At 61.0% G+C, this 23,634-nt stretch carries 23 protein-coding genes; 18 read left to right on the forward strand and 5 right to left on the reverse strand.

The annotated features are described in order from the left end of the window. Positions 1-22: 22 nt before the first annotated feature. Positions 23-1,753 carry a single-stranded-DNA-specific exonuclease RecJ gene (gene recJ, locus AB5Y67_RS20380; RefSeq protein WP_368208067.1) on the reverse strand — a complete coding sequence of 577 codons (1,731 nt, stop codon included), beginning with the start codon at positions 1,751-1,753 and terminating at the stop codon, positions 23-25. Then, positions 1,719-2,366 carry a disulfide isomerase DsbC N-terminal domain-containing protein gene (locus tag AB5Y67_RS20385; protein ID WP_005335146.1) on the reverse strand — a complete coding sequence of 216 codons (648 nt, stop codon included), beginning with the start codon at positions 2,364-2,366 and terminating at the stop codon, positions 1,719-1,721. Before AB5Y67_RS20385 ends, recJ begins: the two co-directional genes overlap by 35 nt. Positions 2,367-2,682: 316 nt before the next feature. Here AB5Y67_RS20385 and mscL point away from each other — a divergent pair, with 316 nt between their 5' ends. Next, positions 2,683-3,093: a large-conductance mechanosensitive channel protein MscL gene (gene mscL, locus AB5Y67_RS20390; RefSeq protein WP_042054731.1), complete on the forward strand. Its 411-nt coding sequence runs from the start codon at positions 2,683-2,685 to the stop codon at positions 3,091-3,093. Positions 3,094-3,165: 72 nt separating this feature from the next. On the opposite strand, the gene xerD is transcribed toward mscL, so the two are convergent. Next, positions 3,166-4,065, reverse strand: a complete 900-nt coding sequence (gene xerD, locus AB5Y67_RS20395; protein ID WP_100654759.1) for a site-specific tyrosine recombinase XerD — start codon at positions 4,063-4,065, stop codon at positions 3,166-3,168. A 249-nt stretch (positions 4,066-4,314) separates the two neighbouring features. On the opposite strand from xerD, the gene fldB reads away from it, so the two are divergent. The 3 genes from fldB to AB5Y67_RS20410 all read left to right on the forward strand — a co-directional run bounded on the left by fldB (position 4,315) and on the right by AB5Y67_RS20410 (position 7,776). Beyond that, positions 4,315-4,833 carry a flavodoxin FldB gene (gene fldB, locus AB5Y67_RS20400; RefSeq protein WP_069554118.1) on the forward strand — a complete coding sequence of 173 codons (519 nt, stop codon included), beginning with the start codon at positions 4,315-4,317 and terminating at the stop codon, positions 4,831-4,833. A gap of 202 nt (positions 4,834-5,035) precedes the next feature. Further along, positions 5,036-6,436, forward strand: a complete 1,401-nt coding sequence (locus AB5Y67_RS20405) for a TldD/PmbA family protein (protein WP_325793541.1) — start codon at positions 5,036-5,038, stop codon at positions 6,434-6,436. Next, the gene (locus tag AB5Y67_RS20410) at positions 6,436-7,776 is read left to right on the forward strand and encodes a TldD/PmbA family protein (RefSeq protein WP_325793539.1); all 1,341 of its coding nucleotides are present in this window, start codon (positions 6,436-6,438) and stop codon (positions 7,774-7,776) included. The genes AB5Y67_RS20405 and AB5Y67_RS20410 overlap by 1 nt, the downstream gene beginning before the upstream one ends. 82 nt (positions 7,777-7,858) lie before the next feature. Here the strand turns inward: AB5Y67_RS20410 and AB5Y67_RS20415 are convergent, their stop codons facing one another. Further along, a complete protein-coding gene (locus AB5Y67_RS20415; RefSeq protein WP_181223064.1) occupies positions 7,859-8,347 on the reverse strand; it encodes a zinc ribbon-containing protein in 489 nt (162 codons plus the stop codon). Between the two features lie 145 nt (positions 8,348-8,492). On the opposite strand from AB5Y67_RS20415, the gene leuS reads away from it, so the two are divergent. The 14 genes from leuS (at position 8,493) to lipA (ending at position 22,961) form a co-directional block, all read left to right on the forward strand. Then, positions 8,493-11,069, forward strand: a complete 2,577-nt coding sequence (gene leuS, locus AB5Y67_RS20420; protein ID WP_325793535.1) for a leucine--tRNA ligase — start codon at positions 8,493-8,495, stop codon at positions 11,067-11,069. Between the two features lie 113 nt (positions 11,070-11,182). Next, positions 11,183-11,665 (forward strand): LPS assembly lipoprotein LptE, encoded by a 483-nt coding sequence (gene lptE / locus AB5Y67_RS20425; protein ID WP_005335160.1) that lies wholly within the window; start codon positions 11,183-11,185, stop codon positions 11,663-11,665. Continuing rightward, complete coding sequence (gene holA, locus AB5Y67_RS20430; protein ID WP_257701324.1) at positions 11,665-12,702, forward strand: DNA polymerase III subunit delta; 1,038 nt, start codon at positions 11,665-11,667, stop codon at positions 12,700-12,702. The genes lptE and holA overlap by 1 nt, the downstream gene beginning before the upstream one ends. Continuing rightward, positions 12,696-13,346 carry a nicotinate-nucleotide adenylyltransferase gene (gene nadD / locus AB5Y67_RS20435; protein WP_108612148.1) on the forward strand — a complete coding sequence of 217 codons (651 nt, stop codon included), beginning with the start codon at positions 12,696-12,698 and terminating at the stop codon, positions 13,344-13,346. Before holA ends, nadD begins: the two co-directional genes overlap by 7 nt. A gap of 103 nt (positions 13,347-13,449) precedes the next feature. Then, the gene (rsfS, locus tag AB5Y67_RS20440; protein WP_005335165.1) at positions 13,450-13,791 is read left to right on the forward strand and encodes a ribosome silencing factor; all 342 of its coding nucleotides are present in this window, start codon (positions 13,450-13,452) and stop codon (positions 13,789-13,791) included. Positions 13,792-13,810: 19 nt separating this feature from the next. Continuing rightward, entirely contained in the window at positions 13,811-14,278 is a 468-nt protein-coding gene (gene rlmH / locus AB5Y67_RS20445) for a 23S rRNA (pseudouridine(1915)-N(3))-methyltransferase RlmH (RefSeq protein WP_064339578.1), read from the forward strand. Between the two features lie 103 nt (positions 14,279-14,381). After that, positions 14,382-16,304 carry a penicillin-binding protein 2 gene (gene mrdA, locus AB5Y67_RS20450; protein ID WP_103250745.1) on the forward strand — a complete coding sequence of 641 codons (1,923 nt, stop codon included), beginning with the start codon at positions 14,382-14,384 and terminating at the stop codon, positions 16,302-16,304. After that, on the forward strand, positions 16,297-17,400 hold the full coding sequence (rodA, locus tag AB5Y67_RS20455; RefSeq protein ID WP_005335170.1) for a rod shape-determining protein RodA: 1,104 nt from the start codon (positions 16,297-16,299) through the stop codon (positions 17,398-17,400). Before mrdA ends, rodA begins: the two co-directional genes overlap by 8 nt. Then, positions 17,400-18,398, forward strand: coding sequence for a lytic murein transglycosylase B (mltB, locus tag AB5Y67_RS20460; protein WP_199427347.1), 999 nt, complete (start codon positions 17,400-17,402; stop codon positions 18,396-18,398). Before rodA ends, mltB begins: the two co-directional genes overlap by 1 nt. Continuing rightward, positions 18,340-19,320, forward strand: coding sequence for a septal ring lytic transglycosylase RlpA family protein (locus AB5Y67_RS20465; protein WP_199427348.1), 981 nt, complete (start codon positions 18,340-18,342; stop codon positions 19,318-19,320). The genes mltB and AB5Y67_RS20465 overlap by 59 nt, the downstream gene beginning before the upstream one ends. 186 nt (positions 19,321-19,506) lie before the next feature. Further along, on the forward strand, positions 19,507-20,703 hold the full coding sequence (locus AB5Y67_RS20470; protein WP_005335176.1) for a D-alanyl-D-alanine carboxypeptidase family protein: 1,197 nt from the start codon (positions 19,507-19,509) through the stop codon (positions 20,701-20,703). Positions 20,704-20,995: 292 nt separating this feature from the next. Continuing rightward, positions 20,996-21,259: a DUF493 family protein YbeD gene (ybeD, locus tag AB5Y67_RS20475; protein ID WP_005335178.1), complete on the forward strand. Its 264-nt coding sequence runs from the start codon at positions 20,996-20,998 to the stop codon at positions 21,257-21,259. Positions 21,260-21,321: 62 nt separating this feature from the next. Continuing rightward, the gene (gene lipB / locus AB5Y67_RS20480) at positions 21,322-21,999 is read left to right on the forward strand and encodes a lipoyl(octanoyl) transferase LipB (protein WP_139409042.1); all 678 of its coding nucleotides are present in this window, start codon (positions 21,322-21,324) and stop codon (positions 21,997-21,999) included. Beyond that, positions 21,996-22,961 carry a lipoyl synthase gene (gene lipA, locus AB5Y67_RS20485; protein WP_005335190.1) on the forward strand — a complete coding sequence of 322 codons (966 nt, stop codon included), beginning with the start codon at positions 21,996-21,998 and terminating at the stop codon, positions 22,959-22,961. The genes lipB and lipA overlap by 4 nt, the downstream gene beginning before the upstream one ends. Before the next feature lie 107 nt (positions 22,962-23,068). On the opposite strand, the gene AB5Y67_RS20490 is transcribed toward lipA, so the two are convergent. Beyond that, positions 23,069-23,629 (reverse strand): NUDIX domain-containing protein, encoded by a 561-nt coding sequence (locus tag AB5Y67_RS20490; RefSeq protein ID WP_199427375.1) that lies wholly within the window; start codon positions 23,627-23,629, stop codon positions 23,069-23,071. Positions 23,630-23,634: the final 5 nt, after the last annotated feature.

The following is a 23,634-nucleotide window of genomic DNA, read 5'->3' on the forward strand; positions in this document are numbered from 1 at the left end:
ATAGAGCAGCGATGCTACCGGCTCAAAGACCGGCTGCCTCCAGATGCTCCACCAGCAGCTGCACGCTGCGGTTGCCGCGCCACTCGTTGACGTCAAGCCGGTAGACAAGCCGCACCCGCTTCACCGAGGCATCGGGCCAGCGCTTGAGATCGACGCCAAAGGCGATGGCATCCACCGCGTGACCGGAATCGGTTGTCAGCATCATTTTGAGGTGCTTCTCCCCCACCAGCCGCTGCTGCACCAGCACGAACTCGCCGTCGAACAGCGGCTCGGGGAAGGCCTGACCCCAGGGGCCGGAGGCGCGAATAAGCTCCGCCAGCTCGAGGTTGAGCTCGTCTGGCAACAACTCGCCATCGGTGAGCAGCACCCCGGTCAAAAGCTCCAGTGTCACCAGCTCACTGATGACCGCCTCAAAGGCCCGACCAAACGCCTCAATGTTGGCCTTGGGGAGGGTCAACCCCGCCGCCATGGCATGGCCGCCAAACTTGCCCATCAGGCCCGGATGGCGGGTATCGAGCAGTTCCAGCGCATCGCGCAGGTGCACGCCGGGGATGGAGCGGCCGGAGCCCTTGAGCTCGGTCTCGCTGCTCTCGGCAAACGCGATGACCGGGCGGTAGTACTTCTCCTTCACCTTGGAGGCCACCAGCCCCACCACCCCCTGATGCCACTCGTTGCGGTGCAGCACTATGCCCGACGGCACCTCGCCATCGCGAAACCGGATCTGCTCCAGAGTGGCGAGGGCCTCCTGCTGCATCCCCTGCTCGATCTCCTTGCGCTCCTGATTGAGGCTGTCCATCTCGGCCGCAAGCTGGCGCGCCAGATTGAGATCATCGCAGAGCAGACAGGCGACCCCGAGCGACATGTCATCGAGGCGCCCTACCGCATTGAGGCGTGGCCCCAGTGCAAAACCGAGGTCGGCGGCGGTGAGGCGGCGACCATCACGACCAGACACATCCACCAGCGCCTGAATGCCGGGGCGACAACGGCCGGCCCGGATCCGCTGCAACCCCTGATGGACCAGAATGCGGTTGTTGCCATCGAGCGCCACCACGTCGGCGACCGTGCCGAGGGCCACCAGATCGAGGTAATCCGCCACATTGGGGGCTCGCAACCCTTGCCGCTCGTACCAGCCGAGCTGACGCAGATGGGTGTTGAGGGCCGCCATCAGGTAGAAGGCTACCCCCACCCCGGCCAGGGATTTGGAGGGGAAATTGCAACCATGCTGGTTCGGATTGACGATGGCATCGGCATCAGGCAGCTCCTGACCCGGCAAATGGTGATCGGTAACCAGTACCTGCATGCCGGCCGCCTTGGCTGCCGCCACCCCGGCGATGCTGGAGATGCCGTTATCCACCGTGATCAGAAACTCGGCGCCACGGGCCACCGCCAGCTCGACAATTTCGGGGGTAAGGCCGTAGCCAAACTCGAAGCGATTGGGCACCAGAAAATCGATGTGGCGCCCCCCCATGGCGCGCAGGGCCAGCACGCACAGCGCCGAACTGGTGGCACCATCGCAGTCGAAGTCGCCGACGATAAGGATCCGTTTCTGGGCGGTCAGGGCATCCGCCAGCAGCGGCACCGCCTGTTCCATGCCATAAAGGCGCTGGGGCGGCAACAGCTGGCTGGCGCTGCGCTCCAGCAGGGCGGGATCCTCTACGCCACGGCTGGCGAAGATTTGGCGAAGCAGGGGATGCAGGGTGGCAGGCAGATGGGAATCATCAACTCGCGGACGACGACGGATTTGCAGGGACATCAATATGATCCAGTATCTTGAGCAGTTGTTCGGGGCTCTGATACCCGCGCACCAGATCCCCGTCGGAGGAGACCCAGGCCGGCAGTACCTTGACCCCCAACCATTGGCTCAGGCCAATATTTTGGATAAGGGTCTCACTACATGCCGTTTGAGGCAAATAGGCTTTTAACGGATCATTTTGCAGCAGGGGATCGCTACACCAGTCGGCGGCCCGTTCGGCGTGATCAATCACCGGATAGAGTGCCACGCTCACCCCGGATGCCTGCAAGTGTTGCAAGGTGCCGGAGAGCTGACGGCGCTTTGCGTCCTGCTCGCCGAGAAACAGCGCAACCCGGTGACGCTCATCCCGGGCCTTGAGCACGATGGGGGCATGGGCCACCTGTGCCAAGCCAAGTCGGCGCTGCTCGCGCATACCCGAGATGGTCAGGTTCTTCATGTCGCGGGTCATATCCAGCATGACCCCCTGCACCACATAATCCCCTTTGGCATCGCTGTAGAGCACCCCCTGCGAGGTGCCCAGCATATACAACCCCGCGATCGGGGTCGGTTCAACCAGATAGACGGGGACCCCCAGCCGGGCTGTGATGGTCTGTTTCAAGGCTTGGGTATCCATCCCCGCTCTGGCAGCAAATGTGCACAAAAGCATCATTCCCAGTAGTAAATACTTCACTTGTTTACTCACGTGGTATGAATGAATCGACCCAGCAAACTACAGCAGCACAGCTCATCATTCAACCAGCTACTTACCAAAAAATTAATATCACTTTGTACCAAAAAAATGGCTCCCCCCGATTGCCAAGGACTCATAACGCCCGCAAGCTAGTCAGGACGACAGGAACAACGCGGCTTAGCCTCTGTTTTTCCTGACAAGAGTTCGCCCTTTGGCAAGGGTAATCAACGCGCTATCTTGTTTAATTTCGGAGGAAATAATGAGTCTGATTCAAGAATTCAAAGCCTTTGCCGCCCGCGGCAACGTCATCGATATGGCGGTCGGTATTATCATTGGTGCCGCCTTCGGCAAAATTGTCTCCTCTTTTGTCGGTGACGTGATCATGCCGCCCATCGGCCTGATCCTGGGCGGCGTGGACTTCAGCGACCTGGCGGTCACCCTGAAGGCCGCAGAAGGTACAACACCCGCCGTGGTCATCGCCTATGGCAAGTTCATCCAGACCATCATCGACTTTCTGATCATCTCTTTTGCCATCTTCATGGGACTGAAGGCCATCAACACCCTCAAGAAGAAGCAGGAAGAGGAAGCCGCCGCCCCGGCAGGCCCGACCAAGGATCAGGAGCTGCTGACCGAGATCCGTGATCTGCTGAAATCCCAGCAAGGGAAATAAGCGCCATCTCCTGTCGTGTAGAGATAAAAAAACCGCCTGCTGGCGGTTTTTTGTTTTTGGGAGGCCAGCCACTCAGGCTCTGGGGTGGTGCTCCCCGTGCAGCGCCTTGAGTCGCTCGTTGGCCACATGGGTGTAGATCTGGGTGGTGGAGAGATCCGCATGGCCCAGCAGCATCTGTACCACTCGCAGGTCGGCGCCGTGGTTGAGCAGATGGGTGGCAAAGGCGTGGCGCAAGGTATGGGGGGATAGCTCGCCGTTAATCCCGGCCCGCTGCGCGTAAAGCTTGATGCGGTGCCAGAAGGTCTGGCGGGTCATCATACGGGCCTGCTTGGAGGGGAAGACCACATCCGAGCTGGTGCCCCCCAGCAGCAGGGTACGGGCCTCCCGGTAGTAACGCTCCAACCAGTGCATCGCCTCCTCGCCCATCGGCACCAACCGTTCCTTGTTGCCCTTGCCCACTACGCGCACCAAGCCCTGACGCAAACTGACATGCTCGGCGGTGAGCCCCACCAGCTCGGAAACCCGCAGCCCGGTGGCGTAGAGCAGCTCCAGCATCGCCTTGTCCCGCAGCTCCAGCGGGTCATCCACCAGCGGCGCACTCAAGAGTGCCTCCACTTCCGCTTCGCTTAAATCTGAGGGTAGTTTTTTCGGCAGCTTGGGCCCCTCCAGCAGCACGGTCGGATCATCGCTGCGCAGCTTCTCGCGGTTAAGGTACTGGTAAAAGCGGCGCAGGGCCGACAGGAAGCGGGCGGTGCTGCTCGCCGCAAACTGGTGATCGACCCGCCAGGCGAGGTAGTGCTGGATCTCGTCCATTCCCGCCAGCAGCAGCGAGCTCCCCTGCTCGTCGAGCCAGAGGGAGAACTTCTCCAGATCGCTGCGATAGGAGCTGACCGTGTTGTCAGACAATCCCCGCTCCAGCCAGAGGGCGTCGAGAAAGGGTTCAATCAGGGGATGGGGGTCGGGTTTGCTCATGGTGCGCTGCAATCAAGGGAAAGATGGCCCATTGTAACGCGCCAACTCCTTGGAAAGACAAGGCACTTTCATTGGAAAGGTAAGGCTCGTTTGCCACGCCCCTTGCCGGGCGGTGAAGGTCGAATGGCAATCTGCTAGACTGGCGCCCTCCCCTTACGTTACCCATCGTGTTGCCAACATGGCGCAGCCCACACGAGCATGCGAGAACGCGCCAAAGCACGCGAGAAAGCGCCAACAGAGAGAAGAGCGATGAAGATTGGTCTGTTTTACGGTTCCACCACCTGCTACACCGAGATGGCTGCCGAGAAGATCCGCGCCCTCATCGGCCCCGAGCTGGTGGATATTCACAATATCAAGGATGTCTCCCTACGCCTGATGGAGGATTACGAGATCCTGATCCTCGGAATCTCCACCTGGGATTTTGGCGAACTGCAGGAGGACTGGGAGTCCCGCTGGGAAGATATCACCGATCTCCATCTGGAGGGACGCATCGTGGCCCTGTTTGGCCTCGGCGATCAGCTCGGTTATGGCGAATGGTTCCAGGACGCCCTCGGCATGCTGCACGACCAGCTGGTGCCAAAAGGAGTCAAGCTGGTGGGCTACTGGCCCAACGAAGGGTACGAATTCGATGCCTCCAAGGCACTGATCGACGATGGCCGTCACTTCGTCGGGCTGGCCCTCGATGATGCCAACCAATATGACCAGACCGATCCGCGCATCGAGCAGTGGGTCGAGCAGATCCTGAGCGAAATCCACGCCCTGCTCTGATCTTTCCCACGTTTTGGCAAAACGACCCTGAGCGCCTGGCCCTGGCCGCCGGGCGCAGTTATCGCACCGATTTTCTCAATCGGTATCATCGCATGACGCTATAGCGACTTTTTTGTGCTGGTCTGCAACAATGGACTCGACATCCCATAACAATCAGAGCCGGATGTCGGAAGCAAACGGACAGACCAGAAAAGGATATTCTATGACCCCATTCTCCCTGTTGGCCCCCGCCATCGCCCGTGACGTGCTCGATCACGCGCTGGCACTGGGTGCCGATTTCGCCGAGCTGTTTGTCGAGAGCAAGCGCCGCAGCCAGCTCAGCCTGCTCTCCAGCCAGATAGAGAACATCAGCGGCGGCCTCGATTTCGGCATCGGTGTGCGCCTCTGTTACGGCCACAAGGTGCTCTACGGCTACACCAATCTGGCAAGCCGCGACGAGCTGCTGCGCATCGTCACCCTGCTGGCGGCCAAAGACCGCCGCGACCCCGTGGTGACCGCCACCGCCTTCGATTTCACCCGCCTGAGCGATCGCAACCCTGTGGCCCTGCCCTTGTCGGCAGACAAGCTGCTGGAGCAGAAGATCGCCTATCTGCACGCCATGGATGCGGCGGCCCGCGCCGAGAGCGACAAGGTGAGCCAGTTCTCCGGCAACGTGCTGGGCTGGGAGCAGGAGGTGGAAATCTTCAACAGCGAAGGAGTGCAAGTGGCCGATCGCCGCCACTACAACCGCATCATGGCCCAGACCATCGCCATGGAAGGGAGCGAGCAGAGCGTCGGTTACGAGGCCCCCGGCGCCCTGATGGGCTGGGAGCATGCCGATCGCATCGATCCGCGCGATCTGGCGCTCACCGCCACCCGTCAGGCACTGGTGAAACTGGGCGCGGCTCCCTGCCCGAGCGGCACCCTGCCGGTCATAATGGAGAACGGCTTTGGCGGCGTCATCTTCCACGAGGCGTGCGGCCACCTGCTGGAGACCACCTCGGTGGCCAAGAAGGCGTCGGTATTCCACGACAAGATGGGCCAGCTCATCGCCAATCCGGTGGTCAATGCGGTGGATGAAGGGCTGCAAGGCAATGCCTGGGGCTCCATCAACGTCGATGACGAGGGGATGGCGACCCAGCATACCCAGCTCATCAAGGACGGCGTGCTGACCGGCTTTCTGGTGGACAGAATGGGCGCCCTCAAGACCGGTTACGCCCGCACCGGCTCCGGGCGGCGCGAATCCTACAAGTACGCCCCCACCTCGCGCATGCGCAACACCTATATCGAACCGGGCAACCACAGCCTCGACGATATGCTGGCCACCGTCGAACATGGCATCTACGCCAAGAAGATGGGGGGCGGCTCGGTACAGCCCGGCACCGGCGAGTTCAACTTCAACGTGCAGGAGGCCTACCTCATCGAGCACGGAAAAATCACCAAACCGCTCAAATCAGCCACCCTGATCGGTACCGGCCCGCAGGTGCTGAAAGAGATCTCCATGGTGGGCCGCAATCTGGCGCTGGCCGCCGGTATGTGCGGCTCTGTCTCGGGCTCGGTCCCCACCTCGGTGGGCCAGCCGGCGCTGAAAGTAGACAACATTCTGGTGGGAGGGAACGCCTGATGAGCCAACTTGACATGAACCAACTGCTCACCCGCCTGCTCGACAAGGTGGCCGACCTCGGCGCCGAGGCAGACATCATCGCTAATCAGGAGAAGGCCTTCTCCCTCAAGGCAGACAAGGGCGAGCTGGGTGAATACAAGGTCACCAGCAGCCAGCAACTCGGTATTCGCCTGATCAAAGAGGGCCGAGTCGGCATCGCCTACTCGGAATCCCTCGATGAGCTGGCGCTGGATGCCATGCTGCAGGATGCGCTCGATGCCAGCCGCTTTGCCAAGGTGGATCCGGATCAGCGCATCTCGGTGGCCAATAGCCGGATCACCACAGATTGCGCCGAGATCAACCAGCCCGATACCACGCCGGTTGAGGAGAAGATCGCCCTGGCCCTGCGCCTCGAATCAGACATGCTGGCCATGCCCGATGTGAGCGGCGCCCCCTACAACAGCTTCTTCGAAGGGGAGAGCCAGCTCTGGCTCGCCAACAGTCAGGGCACCCTCTGCCAGCACGGCGAGTTCAGCGTCGGCTGCTACACCTCGGCGCTGGTGGAACGGGATGGCCGCCAGTCGATGCACTCGCAGGGGCAGTATGGCCGTCGCTTCGACGAGCTGGACAGTCAGGCCCTGATCGAGCAAATCTACGCCATCGCCGATGGTCTGCTGCCCGGTGAAGCGGTGCCGAGCGGTCGCTACAGCGTCATCTTTAGCACCAACTGCTTCGCCAGCCTGTTTGGCTGCTTTCAGGGTGTGCTGTCGGGCAAGTGGGCCCAACAAGGGATCAACCCCTGGCGCAGCAAGGTCGGCCAGAGCGTGGCGTCACGCTGGCTCACTCTGGAGAGCATGGTCTATATGCCGGGCGGTATGAACATCAAGGCGTTTGATGGCGAGGGGGCGGCCAGCTCGGATCTGCTGCTGATTGGCGAAGGGGAGCTGAAGACCCTGCTCCACAACAGCGCCACCGCCCGCCACTTTGGCGTCGCCAGCAACGGCTCGGCCGCCCGCGGCGCTCGCAGCGCCCTCGATGTGACCGCTCGCCATCTGGTGTTCGGCGCGGGCCCTCACTGTGAAGCGGAGGTGCAGAGCGGTGACTATCTGGAGCTGGTCAAGCTGGACGGCCTGCATTCGGGTGCCGATGCGGTCAGCGGCGACTTCTCCTTTGGCGCGTCAGGATTCCTCTGTCGTGATGGCGTTCGCCTGCAGCCGGTGCGCGGCATCACGGTAGCAGGCAACTTCTACCGCCTGCTGGGCGAGCTGGAAGCGGTCGGGGATACCCTGCACCACAACGACGGCAAGGGCTTCTACGCCCCGCAGATCCGTTTTGGCGGCCTCTCCGTCGCGGGCAAGTAAACGCCCCGACGAAACCTGCAAGCAAGAAAAAGGCGCCTGATGGCGCCTTTTTCTCGTTATCTCGTCCGCCTTGAGGCCTGACTCAGGGCGAGAGCGGCTCGCGATGATACTCGGCGCAGCCGCATTCGGGGCAGGTATCGAGCTGCTGGGGATGCAGCACGGTATGGCGCCAGCCGCATTGGTCGCACACCATGACCCCGAGCCCTACCCAATCGCCCGCTTCGTAAACACCCTTGTGCTCCAGCTCGTCGGCCAGCTCGCGCCACTCCACCTGAGCGCGGTCGGTCACATCCGCCAGCCAGGACCAGGCGGTATCTTTGAGGGCCAGCATAAAGGCAGACTCCTCCACCTGCTCATCCTTGCGCCCCTCGTCATAGTTGCCCAGATCCCGCTTCACATACTCGGCGATCAGCGCCAGCTCGTCCTGAGTGAGGTCACTGGCTGCCTCCAGATAGGCCTGAACGCGGGCAATCATCCGGTTGAGGCGCTCCCCCTGGAACTCTTCAGTCTCTTGCCACTGTTTTTGCAGCTCGGCAATGAAGGCTTCGTACCCTTTTTGACGTTTGTCCATGGCTCTAACTCCTCTACTAAACCCTGATCTGGCCCGGCTTAAGGCCCAAGGGACGCTGGCGGTTGTTGCCGCCGCAGGATATGGGTATTCTATTGCGATTTCCCAGCTGATTTATCTATTCATTTCACAGATCCGGATGTCACCAATGCAAGAGCAATACGTTCCCCAATCAATCGAACCAGCAGTGCAAAAGCACTGGGATGCCAAGAAAACCTTCAAGGCCGTGGAGAAGGTAGACAAGGAGAAGTTCTACTGCCTGTCCATGTTCCCCTATCCGTCTGGTCGACTACACATGGGGCACGTTCGTAACTACACCATAGGTGATGTGATCTCCCGTTATCAACGCCTCAATGGCAAGAACGTGCTGCAACCCATAGGTTGGGATGCATTCGGTCTGCCGGCCGAGAACGCCGCGATCAAAAACAATACCGCACCGGCGCCCTGGACCTACGAAAACATCGAATACATGAAGAACCAGCTGAAGATGCTGGGTCTGGGTTATGACTGGGATCGTGAAGTCGCCACCTGCAAACCGGATTACTACCGCTGGGAGCAGTGGTTCTTCACCAAGCTCTACGAGAAGGGTCTGGTCTACAAGAAGACCTCCTCCGTCAACTGGTGCCCGAACGACATGACAGTGCTGGCCAACGAGCAGGTAGTCGACAACTGCTGCTGGCGCTGTGACACCCCGGTGGAACAGAAAGAGATCCCCCAGTGGTTCATCAAGATCACCGACTACGCCGAAGAGCTGCTCAACGACATCGACAATCTGGAAGGCTGGCCGGAGATGGTCAAGACCATGCAGCGCAACTGGATTGGCCGCTCCGAAGGGGTCAACATCAGCTTCAATATCGAGGGTCAGGCTGAGCAGCTGGAGGTCTATACCACCCGTCCGGACACCTTCATGGGCGTCACCTATGTCGGTATCGCTGCCGGTCACCCGCTGGCGCTGCAAGCAGCCCAGAACAATCCTGAGCTGGCCGCCTTTATCGAAGAGTGCAAGAACACCAAGGTAGCCGAAGCGGAACTGGCTACCATGGAGAAAAAGGGCATGGCCACCGGCCTCTACGCCATTCACCCGCTGGATGGCCGCAAGGTACCGGTCTGGGTAGCCAACTTTGTGCTGATGAACTACGGCACCGGCGCCGTGATGGCGGTTCCGGCCCACGATCAGCGTGACTTCGAGTTCGCCACCAAATATGGCCTCGACATCAAGGCTGTGATCAAGCCGGTTGATGGCGACGTCGACGTGAGCGAAGCCGCTTACACCGAGAAGGGCGTGCTGTTCAACTCCGGCGAGTTCGACGGTCTCGACTTCCAGGGCGCCTTCGATGCCATCGCCAGCAAGCTGGAAGGGCTCGGCAAGGGCAAGCGCACCGTCAACTACCGTCTGCGTGACTGGGGCGTCTCCCGTCAGCGCTACTGGGGTGCCCCCATCCCGATGCTGACTCTGGCTGATGGTACCGTGGTGCCGACTCCGGAAGACCAACTGCCGGTACTGCTGCCGGAAGATGTGGTGATGGATGGTATCCAGAGCCCGATCAAGGCCGACGCCGAGTGGGCCAAGACCACCTACAACGGTCAGGAAGCGTTCCGCGAGACCGATACCTTCGACACCTTTATGGAGTCCTCCTGGTACTACGCGCGCTACTGCTCTCCGGACTACGACAAGGGCATGCTGGATCCGGCTGCTGCCAACCACTGGCTGCCGGTGGATCAGTACATCGGCGGCATCGAGCACGCCTGTATGCACCTGCTCTATGCCCGCTTCTTCCACAAGCTGCTGCGTGATGCAGGCCTCGTGAACAGCGACGAGCCGTTCAAGCGCCTGCTCTGCCAGGGCATGGTGCTGGCCGACGCCTTCTACTACAAAGACGAGAAGGGCGGCAACGTCTGGGTCAGCCCGACCGACGTCAAGGTAGAGCGTGACGAGAAGGGTCGCATCACCAAGGCCATCGACAACGAAGGCCGTGAGGTAATGCACTCCGGCATGACCAAGATGTCCAAGTCCAAGAACAACGGCATCGACCCGCAGCTGATGGTCGAGCGTTACGGCGCCGATACCGTCCGTCTGTTCATGATGTTCGCCTCTCCGGCCGAGATGACTCTGGAGTGGTCCGACTCCGGCGTAGAGGGTGCCCAGCGCTTCCTGCGTCGCCTGTGGCGCGTCACCTTCGAACACGTTTCCGGTGGCGCCGTTGCCGCACTCGATGTCGCTGCTCTCACCAACGAGCAGAAAGCGGTACGCCGTGAACTGCACAAGACCATCGCCAAGGTGAGCGATGACGTGGGTCGCCGTCAGACCTTCAACACCGCCATCGCCGCCATCATGGAGCTGATGAACAATCTCTCCAAGCTCGGCAACGACGAGCAGGACCGCGCCCTGATGCAGGAAGCGCTGGAAGCTGTGGTAGTCATGCTCTACCCCATCACCCCGCACATCGGCTTCGAGCTGTGGAAGATGCTGGGCAAGGGCGACGACATCGATCACGCAGTCTGGCCGGTGGCCGATGAAGCGGCCATGGTCGAGACCGAGAAGCTGGTGGTGGTGCAGATCAACGGCAAGATGCGCGGCAAACTGACCGTGCCGGCCGAGATCAGCCAGGCTGATGTCGAGAAGCTGGCGATGGCCGATGCCTCCGTGCAGAAGTTCACCGACGGTCTGACCGTGCGCAAGGTGATCTATGTACCTGGCAAGCTGCTCAATATTGTCGCTAACTAATTGGCTGCCAACTGATTGGTTACCAACTGATCATTGCCAATCTGTAACAGCAAACGGATGATAACGGCGGGCCCTGCGCCCGCCGCTTTCCCTTAATGCAAAGAGGATTTTCTATGGGCACCATCTTCACCCGCTGGATGGCCATCGTGCTGGCTGGTCTGCTGCTGCAAGGCTGCGGCTTTCACATGCGCGGCAACGGCATTCCGAGCGAGCTGATGACCATGAAGGTCGTGGGCGACAACAAGAGCGACTTCTACCGGATGGTTACCACCCGCCTGAAGGCCTCTGGCGTGACCCTGGCCGACAAGGAGGGCATTCCGGTGCTCACTCTGGGCGGCGTAGGCAGCACCAGTCAGGTCGCCTCGGTCAACGCGCTGGGGACGGACACCGAATATGTGCTGGGCTTTGGTACCCAGTTCACCATCTCGGTACCGGGCAAGCCGACTCAGGTCTTCCCCATCAACTTCAACCGCAGCTTCCTCAACAAGCCGGATGCAGCGCTCGCCTCCTCCCGTGAGCAGGAGCAGCTCAACCGCGAGATGCAGGAGCAGGCGGCCAATCAGGTGATTCGGCAGTTGAGTCAGGTCAGCTTCTGATGCGGATCTACCCGGAACAATTTGGTGACCACCTCAAAGCAGGGCTTCGGCCCTGCTATCTCGTTTTTGGCGACGAGCCCCTGTTGCGACTGGAGGCCATCGATGCCATCCGTCAGGTCGCCCGCAAGCAGGGTTTCGATGAACGCCACACCTTCGTGGTGGAGCAGGGGCTGGACTGGAATCAGGTCTACGATGCCTGTCAGGCCATGAGCCTCTTCTCCGCCCGCCAGATCATCGAGCTGGAGCTGCCCGCCAAGGTGGACAAGGATCTCGCAGCCCGTATCAGCGAAATCGGCAAGCAGCTTCGTCCCGACCTACTGCTGGTGCTGAGTGGCGGTCGCCTCAACCAGACCCAGATGAAGGCAGCCTGGTTCGACAAGCTCTACCAGATTGGCACCTATGTGCCGGTCAACCATCCGGAGCCCAAGTTTTTCCCGCGCTGGATGAGCGCCCGTTTTGCGCGTTTCGGCCTCAAGGCGCTGCCGGATGCCATCAACTTCATGTGCCACTCCTACGAGGGCAACCTGCTGGCCGCCAGTCAGGAGATCGAGAAGCTGACCCTGCTCTCGCCGCCCCAGCCCATCAGCGTCACCTATCTGCAAGAGACCATTATCCGCCACGCCCACTTCACCCCGTTCCAGCTGGTCGATACCCTGCTGGAAGGGAAAGTGAACCGGGCTCAGCGCATTCTGGCCGCCCTGCGGGCCGAAGGCACCGAGCCGGGGATGCTGGCCTGGACCCTCTGCCGCGAGCTGGAACAGCTGACCGAACTGTCGCTGGCGATGCGCAACGGCCAGCCGCTGGGGGAGCACTTCAGCCGCCTGCGCATCTGGCAGAGCCGCCAGCAGCTCATTCAGCAAGCGCTGACCCGACTGCCGTTTGCCAAGTTGCAGCAACTGTGGCAACTGATGGCCCAACTGGACGACGCTCAACGCCGCTTTGATACCGAGCAGGCGTGGCTGATGCTGCAGACCATTGCCCTCGGCTTTCGTGATGGCACCCCGCTGCCGCTGGTGATGGAGAGCAACCCGTGCTGAAGGCGCCCATTGGCCTGCTGGGGGGCACGTTCGATCCTATCCATATCGGCCATCTGCGCCCGGCCATCGAGGCGCGCGATGCCCTCGGGCTGGCCGAGATGCGGCTGATCCCGAACCATATCCCGCCCCACCGCGCCAATCCGTTCTGCTCGAGCGAACAGCGCCTCGCCATGGTCAAACTGGCGGCGGCAGAGAACCACCACTTTGTGGTGGATGAGCGGGAGCTGAGACGAGACAAACCCTCTTACACCATCGATACCCTCATCGAGCTGCGTCATGAACTGCCCGATACGCCGCTCTGTTTTCTGATGGGGATGGATTCCCTGCTGAGCCTGCCAAGCTGGCACCGCTGGCAGGAGCTGCTCGACTATGCCCATCTGGTGGTGAGCGTGCGGCCGGGCTGGCAACCGGATTATCCGACCGAGGTGGCGCAGCTGTTGGCGCGCCATCACACCACAGATGCCAACGCGCTGCATCAGCGTCTGGCCGGTCATATCTGGCTGGCGGACAACCAGCCCATCGAACTGTCAGCCACCCGACTGCGAGCCTTGCTGGATGCGGGACAAGACACCCGCTACCTCTTGCCCGAGTCGGTTGCGCACTATATTGATCAACAGGGGCTCTACCGCGCCAACCGCCGCTAGCCCCTGTCGTAATCCCGCCCCACCCGATGGGAAACGGGAGTGACCATGATATAATCCGCCGCCCTGACGCAAACGCTGCGCGCCGGAATACAGGAGAGACTCATTGCAAGGCCAAGAATTGCATGCCTTTATCATCGACAAGATCGATGACATGAAAGGCCGCGACATCATCACCCTCGATGTACGCGGCAAATCCAGCATTACTGACACCATGATCATCTGTTCCGGCAACTCCAGTCGTCACGTCAGCGCCATTGCCCACCATCTGGCCAGCGAAGCCCGCCACGCGGGTCTGGATCTGCTGAGCGTGGAAGGGCAACTGAGCGGTGAATGGGTGCTGGTAGATATGGGCTCGGTGATCGTGCATGTGATGCAGGATGAACATCGTGACTTCTACCAACTGGAAAAGCTGTGGAGCGGTGCCGCTCAAATGAATACGCAATAAGAGCACAAGTGTAACGACCATGAAGATCCAGTTGATTGCGGTGGGCACCAAGATGCCCGCCTGGGTAGAGCATGGCTTCGAAGAGTATCGTCGCCGCTTCCCCAAAGACATGCCGTTTGAACTCGTCGAGATCGGCGCAGGCAAACGGGGCAAAAATGCCGACATTCCCCGCATCCTGCAGAAGGAAGGGGAAGCCATGCTGGCGGCTGCAGGGCGCTCGCGCATCGTCACCCTCGACATTCCGGGCAAGCCCTGGACCACGGAGCAGCTGGCGACCCAGCTGGAGGCGTGGAAACTCGATGGCCGCGATGTGGCCCTGCTGGTAGGTGGGCCGGAAGGCTTGTCACCCGAGTGCAAGGCTGCCGCTGAACAGAGCTGGTCACTGTCACCGCTCACCCTGCCCCATCCGCTGGTACGGGTAATTGTGGCCGAGAGCCTCTATCGGGCCTGGAGCATCACCACCAATCATCCGTATCATAGAGAGTGAGCCATGCGTCTCTGGAGTCTCACCTCTCATATTCACCCCTATCACAGAGAGTGAACAATGCAGTTCCTGCTCTTATTGCCCCCAAGGGTCTTGAGGTAAAGGCATGCTGAAACAACGCATCGAAATGCGCGATCACAGTGCCGAGGGCAATCTGTTCTTCCGGCGCACCCTGGTAGCCTACATCGGTATCGTCGTGCTGATGCTGGTGCTGCTGGGCAATCTCTATTATCTGCAGGTCGAGTCCTACGACACCTACCAGACTCGCTCCAACTCCAACCGAATCCGCGTGGTGCCGGTGGCACCGCCACGGGGCCTCATCTATGACACCAACGGTGTGCTGCTGGCGGAAAACCGCCCGGTCTACAGTCTGGAAATCGTGCCGGAAGAGACCAAAGATCTCGAAAAAACCGCCGACCAGCTGATCACCCTGCTGGGTCTGCCGGAAGGCACCAAGGAGAAGTTCCTCGCCGAAGTGAAGCGCCAGCGCCGCTTCAAGCCGGTCCCCCTCTACGAGAAGCTGACCGAATATCAGGTGGCCCTCTTCTCGGTCAACCAGCACAACTACCCGGGCGCCAGCATCGAGGCCTACCTCAAGCGCTACTACCCGTTTGGTGACACCCTCACCCATGCTTTGGGCTATGTGGCCAAGATCAACACCCGTGACGTGGAGCGCCTCGAGAAGGAAGAAAAACTCGCCAACTACGCGGCCACCAAGGATATCGGCAAGCAGGGGGTGGAGAAGTATTACGAAGATGAGCTACACGGTGTGGCGGGCTATCAGGAGGTCGAGGTGAACAACCGCGGCCGGATTGTCCGCACCCTCAAGTTCCAGCCGCCTATTCCCGGCAAGGATATCTACCTCAATATCGACGTCCGGATGCAGCTCAAGGCCCAGCAACTGCTGGCTGGTCAGCGCGGTGCCATCGTGATGATGGACCCGAAAACCGGCGCCATCCTGGCCCTGGAGTCGAGCCCGAGCTACGACCCCAACCTGTTCGTGACCGGTATCTCCAGCGCCAACTACTCGGCGCTGCTCAACGATCCGGCGCGGCCACTGGTGAATCGCACCACTCAGGGCATTTATGCCCCTGCCTCCACCGTCAAGCCCATGATGTCCATCATGGGTCTCAACGAGGGGGCCATCACCCCGGGCTACCGCTATTTCGGCGGCCCGAGCTTCTCCATTCCCGGTACCACCAAGAAGTTTCGCGACTGGCGCCGCTGGGGTCATGGCTGGCTCGATGTCTATCGCGCCATCGAGGTCTCGGCAGATACCTACTTCTACGATCTCGCCTATCGAGTCGGCATCGACAAGATCCACAGCTACATGACCAAGTTTGGCTTCGGTCAGTACACCGGGGTCGATCTTTATGAAGAGACCAAGGGGGTCATGCCGTCCCGTGACTGGAAGATGGCCCGTTGGCGCCAGCCCTGGTATCAGGGTGACACCATCTCTGTCGGTATCGGTCAGGGCTACTGGAGCGCCACCCCGCTCCAACTGGCCAAGGCGATCAGCATCCTGACCCAGAATGGTCACGACGTCACCCCGCACCTGCTCAAGAGCACAGCCTCCCAGGCGGGGGTGGTCGATGCCCCCATCAACCCCAATATCGCCCTCAAGCTCAAGAACGACAGCTTCTGGAAAGTGGCGCAGGATGGGATGTGGCGAGTCAACCATGGCAGTGAAGGCAGTGGCCGTCACTCGTTTGCCAAGGCGCCTTACTCCTCAGGCGGCAAATCGGGCACAGCCCAGGTAGTCGGTTTGAAGGAAAATCAGGTTTACAACATCAAGACGGTCAAGGCGGAGCATCGCGATAACGCTTTGTTCGTTGCTTATGCCCCCTTCGAGGCACCCAAAGCGGTGGTAGCTCTGGTACTGGAAAACTCCATCGGAGGTGGTGGTGGTCGAGCTGCATCGCCCATTGCACGCCAGATGCTGGATGCCTATCTGCTGCCCCCTGATCCGCAACTGCCACCGGCACCGGAAAAGCCGTCCCAACCGAGTGAGGTCGCTCCCAATGAGTAATTCTGCCCGCCAGCAGAGCATCTGGTACAAGCTGCATATCGACTTGCCCCTGCTGCTCGGTCTGCTGGCCGTGATGACCCTCTCCATGGTGGTGCTCTACTCCGCCTCCGGTCAGGATATGGACTCCATCGTGCGCCAGCTGGTGCGCGGCGGTCTCGCCTTTGCTCTGATGATCGGCCTGGCCCAGCTGCCCCCCTCCCTCTACGCCCGCTGGTCGGTGCCGCTATTCGCCGTGGTGGTGCTGATGCTGATTGCGGTGGACGTTTTCGGCCACATCGGCAAGGGGGCCCAACGCTGGCTCGATCTGGGCTTTATGAAGTTCCAGCCCTCCGAGGTGATGAAGCTCTCCATGCCGATCATGGTGGCCGCCTGGCTCAGTCGCCACTCGCTGCCCCCCAAGTTCAGCCATGTGGTGATCGCCCTCATCATGGTGCTGCTGCCCACCCTGCTGATCGCCGCCCAGCCTGACCTTGGCACCTCCATTCTGGTGGCCGCCTCCGGCTTCTTCGTCATCTTTCTGGCGGGGCTCAGCTGGTGGCTGATCGGTTTGGCGGTCCTGCTGATGCTGGCCTTTATGCCGGTGCTCTGGTTCTTCCTGATGCACGACTACCAGCGCCAGCGGGTGCTGATGCTGCTCGACCCGGAGAAAGACCCGCTCGGCCGCGGCTATCACATCATCCAGTCCAAGATTGCCATCGGCTCCGGCGGCGTCTTTGGCAAGGGGTGGTTGCAAGGGACCCAGTCCCAGCTGGAGTTTCTGCCCGAGCGCCATACCGACTTCATCTTCGCGGTATTCAGCGAGGAGTTCGGTCTGGTGGGGGTTGCCCTGCTGCTGGTGCTCTACCTCTACGTCATCAGCCGCTGCCTGTTTATCTCGATGCAGGCCCAGAACAGCTTCGAGCGACTACTGGGCGGCGCCATCACCCTCACCTTCTTCGTCTATGTGTTCGTCAACATGGGCATGGTGAGCGGCATCCTGCCGGTGGTGGGGGTGCCCCTGCCGCTGGTGAGCTATGGCGGCACCTCCATGGTGACCCTGATGGCTGGATTCGGTATCCTGATGTCCATCCAGACTCATAGAAGACTGCTCGCCTGATGAGACGGGTTGGATTGCTGCTCTCGCTCGCCACCACGATGGCGACCGCCGCCGTGTCGCCGGATCGGTTGGCCCTGCTCGCCGACCAGCAGCAGGTGCCGCTGGCGGAGCTGCAGGCCGCGGTCGCCCGCGCCCAGTTGCGCCAAGAGGTGCTCGACACCATCAGCAAGCCGTGGGAGGCCAAACCCTGGCATCGCTACCGGCCGCTGTTTGTTACCCCGGAGCGCATCCGTGACGGCCAGCAGTTCTGGCAGCAACATGCCGAGACACTGGCCCGCGCGGAGCAGACCTATCGGGTGCCCGCCTCGCTCATCGTGGCCATCATAGGGGTCGAGACCTTCTACGGTCGCCAGATGGGCCGTCATCCGGTGCTCGATAGCCTCTACACCCTGGGGTTCCACTACCCGGAGCGGGCCAACTTCTTCGCCAAGGAGTTTGCCCAGCTGGTTGTGTTGGCCAAAGAGGAAGGGTGGCAACTCGATACCCTCAAGGGCTCCTATGCAGGCGCCATGGGGATGGGGCAGTTCATGCCCTCCAGCTATCGCCACTACGCCGTCGACTTTGACGGGGATGGCAAGCGGGATCTGTTTGCCAACCCGGTCGATGCCATCGGCAGCGTGGCCAACTATTTTGCCAGCCACCAGTGGCGCTGGGGCGAATCCGTGGTGGAACCGGCCCAAATCGGGTTGATGGCAGTCGAACCTCTACTCAGGCCTGAGCCCGAGCTCACACAACAGTGGTCAGAACTGGCGGCGGCAGGGATTGAGCTCGCCACGCCGCTGGCCCCACAGACGCCGGTCAAGTTACTGGCGTTTGCCCAAGCCGATGGACCGGAATACTGGGTCGCACGGCATAACTTTTATGTGATCACCCGTTACAATCGCAGCCCACTCTATGCGATGGCGGTGTATCAACTTAGCCAAGCCATTCAGGAAGCGTATGCATCTTCGTCACAAACTCCTCCCGCTCAGCCTGAGCTTGTTGCTGGCCGCCTGTAGCAGCCAGCCGGAACAGAGCGCCCCCGTCGAGCCGCAAGCACCGGTCAGCAAGCCACCCGTTATCGAGATCCCGCAAGCCACCGGCGCCATTCCGCGCCCCGAGCCCCTGAGTGCCAGCGGCAACCGGGACTACTGGATCGGCAAGCAGAAGCACGAGGTGTGGCGCGACATCAAACACTACAGCGAAGAGGGCACCGCCAGCTGGTTGTCGCCGGATCTGGACGGCCAGAAGACCGCCAACGGCGATGTGCTGGACAGCAAGCTGTTCAGTGCCGCCCACCGCAACCTGCCCATCCCGAGCTATGTGCGGGTCACCAATCTGGACAACGGGCTGGAGACCATAGTGCGGGTCAACGATCGCGGCCCGTTCAACAGCCCACGTCTGATCGACCTCTCCTACGCAGCGGCCAAGCAGCTGGAGATGGTCGATAGCGGTGAGGCCCGAGTACGGCTGGAGCTGATCAGCGACACTCCGGATCAGATGGTGATCATGGAGCCAATGAAGCCCATCGAAATGACTCCGACCACTCCAGCTGCGGCCTCCAGCACGCTGTCGCAAGATGGTTTTCTGGGTGAACCGACGGCGCTGGCGATGGCCACTCCCGCTGCCGAACCCGCTCCCGTCAAGGCGCCCGCGGCCACACCCGCCAAAGCGGCACCGGTCAAGTCAGCTCCGGCCAAGGCCGCAGCGCCCGCCAGCAGTGGTGATGGCAAGATGATCCAGGTACTGGCCAGCGGCTCCCGGGATCGGGCAGAGGCGATGGGCAAGGTGATGACCCAGCGTTACGGCGTGCCTTACCGGATCGATGCTCATGGCGCCATTTTCCGGGTGCTGATTGGCCCGGTCGCCGCCGACCAGCAGGCAAGTGTGCTGGAAAAAGTACGTCAGGGCGGACTGGAACAGGCCTTTATCGTGCCCTGATCGTCCCCTTTTGCCGCGGATGTGACTAACCGCTTACTCACTGTCATCACGTCGTTTTATGGCGTGATGACAGGGAGTGATGGATAAAAAACCAGTTCTGATCGCCATCTCGGGCTATAACCTGCGGGCGCATCTGGTATAGTTAGGCCCGCATTTTATCCCCATCTGGCTCGCAGGAATTTCAAGATGTCCAAATTTGCCCGTTCAGTTCTTCTGGCCTCACTGATCAGCGTAACCGCCCAGGCCAATACGCCGGTGCCGACACCAACCCCGAATGCCATGCCCATGGTGGTTCCCGCCGCGCCGGAGATCTCCGCCAAGGCCCATATTCTGATCGACTACTACTCAGGTCAGGTGCTGGCCGAGCAGAACGCCGAAGAGCGTCTGCCGCCTGCCAGTCTGACCAAGATGATGACCTCCTACATCATCGGCCAGGAGCTGCTGAAGGGGAACATCAAGCGCACCGACATGGTGACCATCAGCCAGAACGCCTGGTCCAAGAACTACTCCGACTCCTCCAAGATGTTTATCGAGGTGGGCAAGCAGGTCTCTGTCGATGATCTCAACAAGGGCATCATCATCCAGTCCGGCAACGACGCCTGCGTCGCCATGGCCGAATTCCTGGCGGGCAGCACCGACTCCTTCGCCAGCCTGATGAACAGCTGGGCCGCCAAGCTCGGCATGAACGACAGCCACTTCATGAACCCGCACGGTCTGGATGCGGAAGGTCACTACAGTACCGCTCACGATATGGCCCGTCTGGGTCAGGCGCTGATCCGCGACCTGCCGGAGGAGTACAAGATCTACTCCCAGAAATCCTTCGTGTTCAACGGCATCACCCAGCACAACCGCAACCGCCTGCTGTGGGATCAATCCCTGCAAGTGGATGGCATCAAGACCGGCCACGTCAGCCAGGTCGGCTATAACCTGGTCTCCTCTGCCACCAACAACGAAGGCATGCGCCTGATCGCCGTGGTACTGGGCGCCAGCAGCGAAGCCTCCCGCGCCGCCGAGAGCAAAAAACTGCTCACCTACGGCTTTCGCTTCTTCCAGAGCCTGACCCCGTACAAGGCAGGCACCGAGCTGGTCACCCAGAAGATCTGGATGGGCGACAAACCGGAAGTGAAACTGGGCGTCGACAAAGATGTCTCCGTGCTGGTCACCCGCGGTCAGGGCAACAACCTGAAGGCTGACTTCCAGCTCGACAGCGAACTGAAAGCGCCGCTGGCCAAGGGGCAGCGCGTCGGTACCGTGTTCCTGAAACAGGGCGACAAAGAGATCAAGCAGGTGCCGCTGGTTGCCCTGGAAGAGGTGCAGGAAGGTGGCTTGATGAGCCGTCTGTGGGACTATCTGGTACTGCTGGTCACCAGCTGGTTCAAGTAATCCAACGCACAATCCTCACCAAACAGCGGCGCCAACAGGCGCCGCTGCTGTCTGTGACGGACAAAAGCAGTGAATAACCCTGTAAACTGCAGGTTCCGCCTTACCCTGATTTGTGGTAAAAAGCAGCACTTCCATCCTTGTCTGACCGATCCTGGCCTTGATCCCGGTCCGGGCAGCGCCCATATAGTTATGAGCCGTGCCCATATAGACTTGAAATGGCGGCCTCCACGGGCCATCGGCCACTAGCCATCCAAGATGAAGTCATCCCGGTGATGACGCAAAAGGTGAGTAAATGAATACCAAGTTTGATGAACTGCTGGAGTTTCCCTGCAAATTCCCGTTCAAGGTACTCGGCGTTGCCGACCCGGCACTGCCGGAAATGGTGGTTGAAGTGCTGCAGCAGCACGCCCCCGGCACCTACAGCCCGACAGTCCAGCCCAGCTCCAAGGGCAACTACCACTCGGTCCGCGTGACCGTGACTGCCCAGAGCAAAGAGCACATCGAAGCGATGTACCACGCCCTTGGCAAGATCGAGCTGGTGAAATACGTACTGTAATTTCTCTCTCGCCCCGTTCTGCGGGGCGACTGTTTTTGGCCGCAGCACGCCGCGAGGACGCCATGTCATCCCAGATCCCCACCCAGTCCAGCCTGATTGTCAGGCAGCTGGGTCGCCGCCCCTACCAGCCGGTATGGGACGCCATGAAAGCCTTCACCGACAACCGCACCAGCGACACCCCGGACGAGTTCTGGGTGGTCGAGCACGATCCCGTCTACACCCAGGGCCAGGCCGGCAAGGCCGAACACCTGCTCAATCCGGGCAATATCCCGGTGGTGCAGAGCGATCGCGGCGGTCAGGTGACCTATCACGGCCCGGGCCAGCTGGTGCTCTACGTACTGGTGGATGTCCGCCGCTGCAAATTCTCGGTTCGCGAGCTGGTGACCGCGCTGGAGACAGCCATCATCAATACCCTCGCCAAAAGCGATATCCAGGCTTATGCCAAGGCCGATGCCCCCGGGGTCTATGTGAAAAATGACCTTGGCATGGAGGCAAAACTGGCCTCGCTGGGTCTGCGCATCCGCAAGGGGTGCTCGTTCCACGGGCTGGCCCTCAACATCAACATGGACATGACCCCCTTCCTGCACATCAATCCGTGCGGCTATGCGGGCATGGCCATGACCCAGACCAGCGCCCTGGGCGGCCCGCAGAGCGTGGCCGAGGCGCAATCCATTCTGGTGGCCGAGCTGGCTCGCCTGATTGGCTATCAAACAATAACAAACACCGAGAGTGAATCATGAGCAAACCCGTTCGTATGGAGCCGGGCGTCAAGCTGCGCGATGGCGACAAGATGGCCCTGATCCCGGTGAAATTCATGCCGGATCCCAACGAAGAACTCCTTCGCAAGCCGGACTGGATGCGGATCAAGCTGCCCCCCTCCAGCCAGAAGATCGAACACATCAAGAGCACCTTGCGCAAGAACAAGCTGCACTCGGTCTGTGAAGAGGCCTCCTGCCCCAACCTGGCGGAGTGCTTCAACCACGGCACCGCCACCTTCATGATCATGGGCGCCATCTGCACCCGCCGCTGCCCCTTCTGCGACGTGGCCCACGGCCGCCCGCTGGCACTCGATCCGGAAGAGCCGAAGAAGCTGGCGCTGACCATCAAGGAGATGAACCTCAAGTATGTGGTGATCACCTCGGTGGACCGCGACGATCTGCGCGACGGCGGTGCCCAGCACTTCGCCGACTGCATCCGCGAGATCCGCGAGCACAGCCCGCAGACCCGCATCGAGATCCTGACCCCGGATTTCCGTGGCCGGATGGAGCAGGCACTGGAGGTGTTCCGCGAAACCCCGCCGGATGTCTTCAACCACAACCTGGAAACCGCGCCGCGCATGTATCGCGTCGCCCGCCCGGGTGCCGACTACAAGTGGTCGCTGGAGCTGCTGCGCCGCATCAAGGAGATGCACCCCCACGTACCGACCAAATCCGGTCTGATGATGGGCCTTGGCGAGACCAACGAAGAGATCGTCGAGGTGCTCAAGGATCTGCGCGCCCACGGCGTCAACATGCTGACCCTGGGTCAGTATCTGCAGCCGAGCCGCCACCACCTGCCGGTGAAACGCTACGTGCCGCCAGCAGAGTTTGACGAGCTGAAAGATGTCGCCATGGAGCTGGGCTTTACCCACGCCGCCTGCGGTCCTTTCGTTCGCTCCTCCTACCATGCTGATCTGCAAGCCAAGGGCGAAGAGGTCAAATGATCTCGCACGACAGAGTGGCCAAGTAACCGCCACCCTCGCAATAAAAAAGAGCGCCTATTGGCGCTCTTTTTGTTGGTGTCACTGACAGTTGCAGCTTGATGTACTCATCAGCCGTGGTCGAAGATCCCCTGCTGATGCCAGCGTTGCAGCTGGGCCAGCACCCGGGTCTCTCGCGCCGTCCACTGGGGACAGGGCCCCGCCAGCTGGGTCTTGTTGGTCTGCAGCGCCTCGTCGAGGGCAAACCAGCCGGGCACGAAGCCAAGCCGGATCTCGTAGGGCTGCGGCTGCGGGGCCACCAGCTGATCGCCAATCCGGCACAAGTAGTAGAGCGAGCGGATGCAGTAGGCATCGAACCCCGGCTCGCGGGCGGCGCGATATTCACGGGTCTCGCCAAGCAGGCCCCCCACTTCCCGCAGCTCGGCACCGCACTCCTCCAGCAGCTCGCGAGCGAGCGCCACATAGTGGCTCTCCCCCGCTTCAATGCCGCCCCCGGGGAACATCAGATCGCCGTTGACCCGGGAGTGGACCAGCAGCAGCTCGTCGCCACGGGGCACCACGGCACGCACCGTGAGGCGCTCCAGGGTGCGGCCATCGGTACGTACCTCGCCATGAACGAAAGAGAGATCGAACGGATTGGGCCAGCAGCTGGCCGGGGAGAGCGTCGTCATCACTG

Origin of the sequence: Aeromonas sp. s12, from assembly GCF_040907925.1 — a bacterium.
Taxonomy (GTDB): Bacteria; Pseudomonadota; Gammaproteobacteria; order Enterobacterales; family Aeromonadaceae; genus Aeromonas; species Aeromonas veronii.

Coding starts and splice junctions, on each gene's coding strand:
- rlmH (WP_064339578.1), top strand. CDS start 13,811: ATGAAGATCCAGTTGATTGCGGTGGGCACCAAGATGCCCGCCTGGGTA.
- rodA (WP_005335170.1), top strand. CDS start 16,297: ATGAGTAATTCTGCCCGCCAGCAGAGCATCTGGTACAAGCTGCATATC.
- fldB (WP_069554118.1), top strand. CDS start 4,315: ATGAAGATTGGTCTGTTTTACGGTTCCACCACCTGCTACACCGAGATG.
- lptE (WP_005335160.1), top strand. CDS start 11,183: ATGGGCACCATCTTCACCCGCTGGATGGCCATCGTGCTGGCTGGTCTG.
- AB5Y67_RS20385 (WP_005335146.1), bottom strand. CDS start 2,366: ATGGATACCCAAGCCTTGAAACAGACCATCACAGCCCGGCTGGGGGTC.
- mrdA (WP_103250745.1), top strand. CDS start 14,382: ATGCTGAAACAACGCATCGAAATGCGCGATCACAGTGCCGAGGGCAAT.
- holA (WP_257701324.1), top strand. CDS start 11,665: ATGCGGATCTACCCGGAACAATTTGGTGACCACCTCAAAGCAGGGCTT.
- leuS (WP_325793535.1), top strand. CDS start 8,493: ATGCAAGAGCAATACGTTCCCCAATCAATCGAACCAGCAGTGCAAAAG.
- mltB (WP_199427347.1), top strand. CDS start 17,400: ATGAGACGGGTTGGATTGCTGCTCTCGCTCGCCACCACGATGGCGACC.
- mscL (WP_042054731.1), top strand. CDS start 2,683: ATGAGTCTGATTCAAGAATTCAAAGCCTTTGCCGCCCGCGGCAACGTC.
- ybeD (WP_005335178.1), top strand. CDS start 20,996: ATGAATACCAAGTTTGATGAACTGCTGGAGTTTCCCTGCAAATTCCCG.
- AB5Y67_RS20490 (WP_199427375.1), bottom strand. CDS start 23,629: ATGACGACGCTCTCCCCGGCCAGCTGCTGGCCCAATCCGTTCGATCTC.
- AB5Y67_RS20410 (WP_325793539.1), top strand. CDS start 6,436: ATGAGCCAACTTGACATGAACCAACTGCTCACCCGCCTGCTCGACAAG.
- recJ (WP_368208067.1), bottom strand. CDS start 1,753: ATGTCCCTGCAAATCCGTCGTCGTCCGCGAGTTGATGATTCCCATCTG.
- AB5Y67_RS20405 (WP_325793541.1), top strand. CDS start 5,036: ATGACCCCATTCTCCCTGTTGGCCCCCGCCATCGCCCGTGACGTGCTC.
- AB5Y67_RS20465 (WP_199427348.1), top strand. CDS start 18,340: ATGCATCTTCGTCACAAACTCCTCCCGCTCAGCCTGAGCTTGTTGCTG.
- lipB (WP_139409042.1), top strand. CDS start 21,322: ATGTCATCCCAGATCCCCACCCAGTCCAGCCTGATTGTCAGGCAGCTG.
- xerD (WP_100654759.1), bottom strand. CDS start 4,065: ATGAGCAAACCCGACCCCCATCCCCTGATTGAACCCTTTCTCGACGCC.
- AB5Y67_RS20415 (WP_181223064.1), bottom strand. CDS start 8,347: ATGGACAAACGTCAAAAAGGGTACGAAGCCTTCATTGCCGAGCTGCAA.
- AB5Y67_RS20470 (WP_005335176.1), top strand. CDS start 19,507: ATGTCCAAATTTGCCCGTTCAGTTCTTCTGGCCTCACTGATCAGCGTA.
- lipA (WP_005335190.1), top strand. CDS start 21,996: ATGAGCAAACCCGTTCGTATGGAGCCGGGCGTCAAGCTGCGCGATGGC.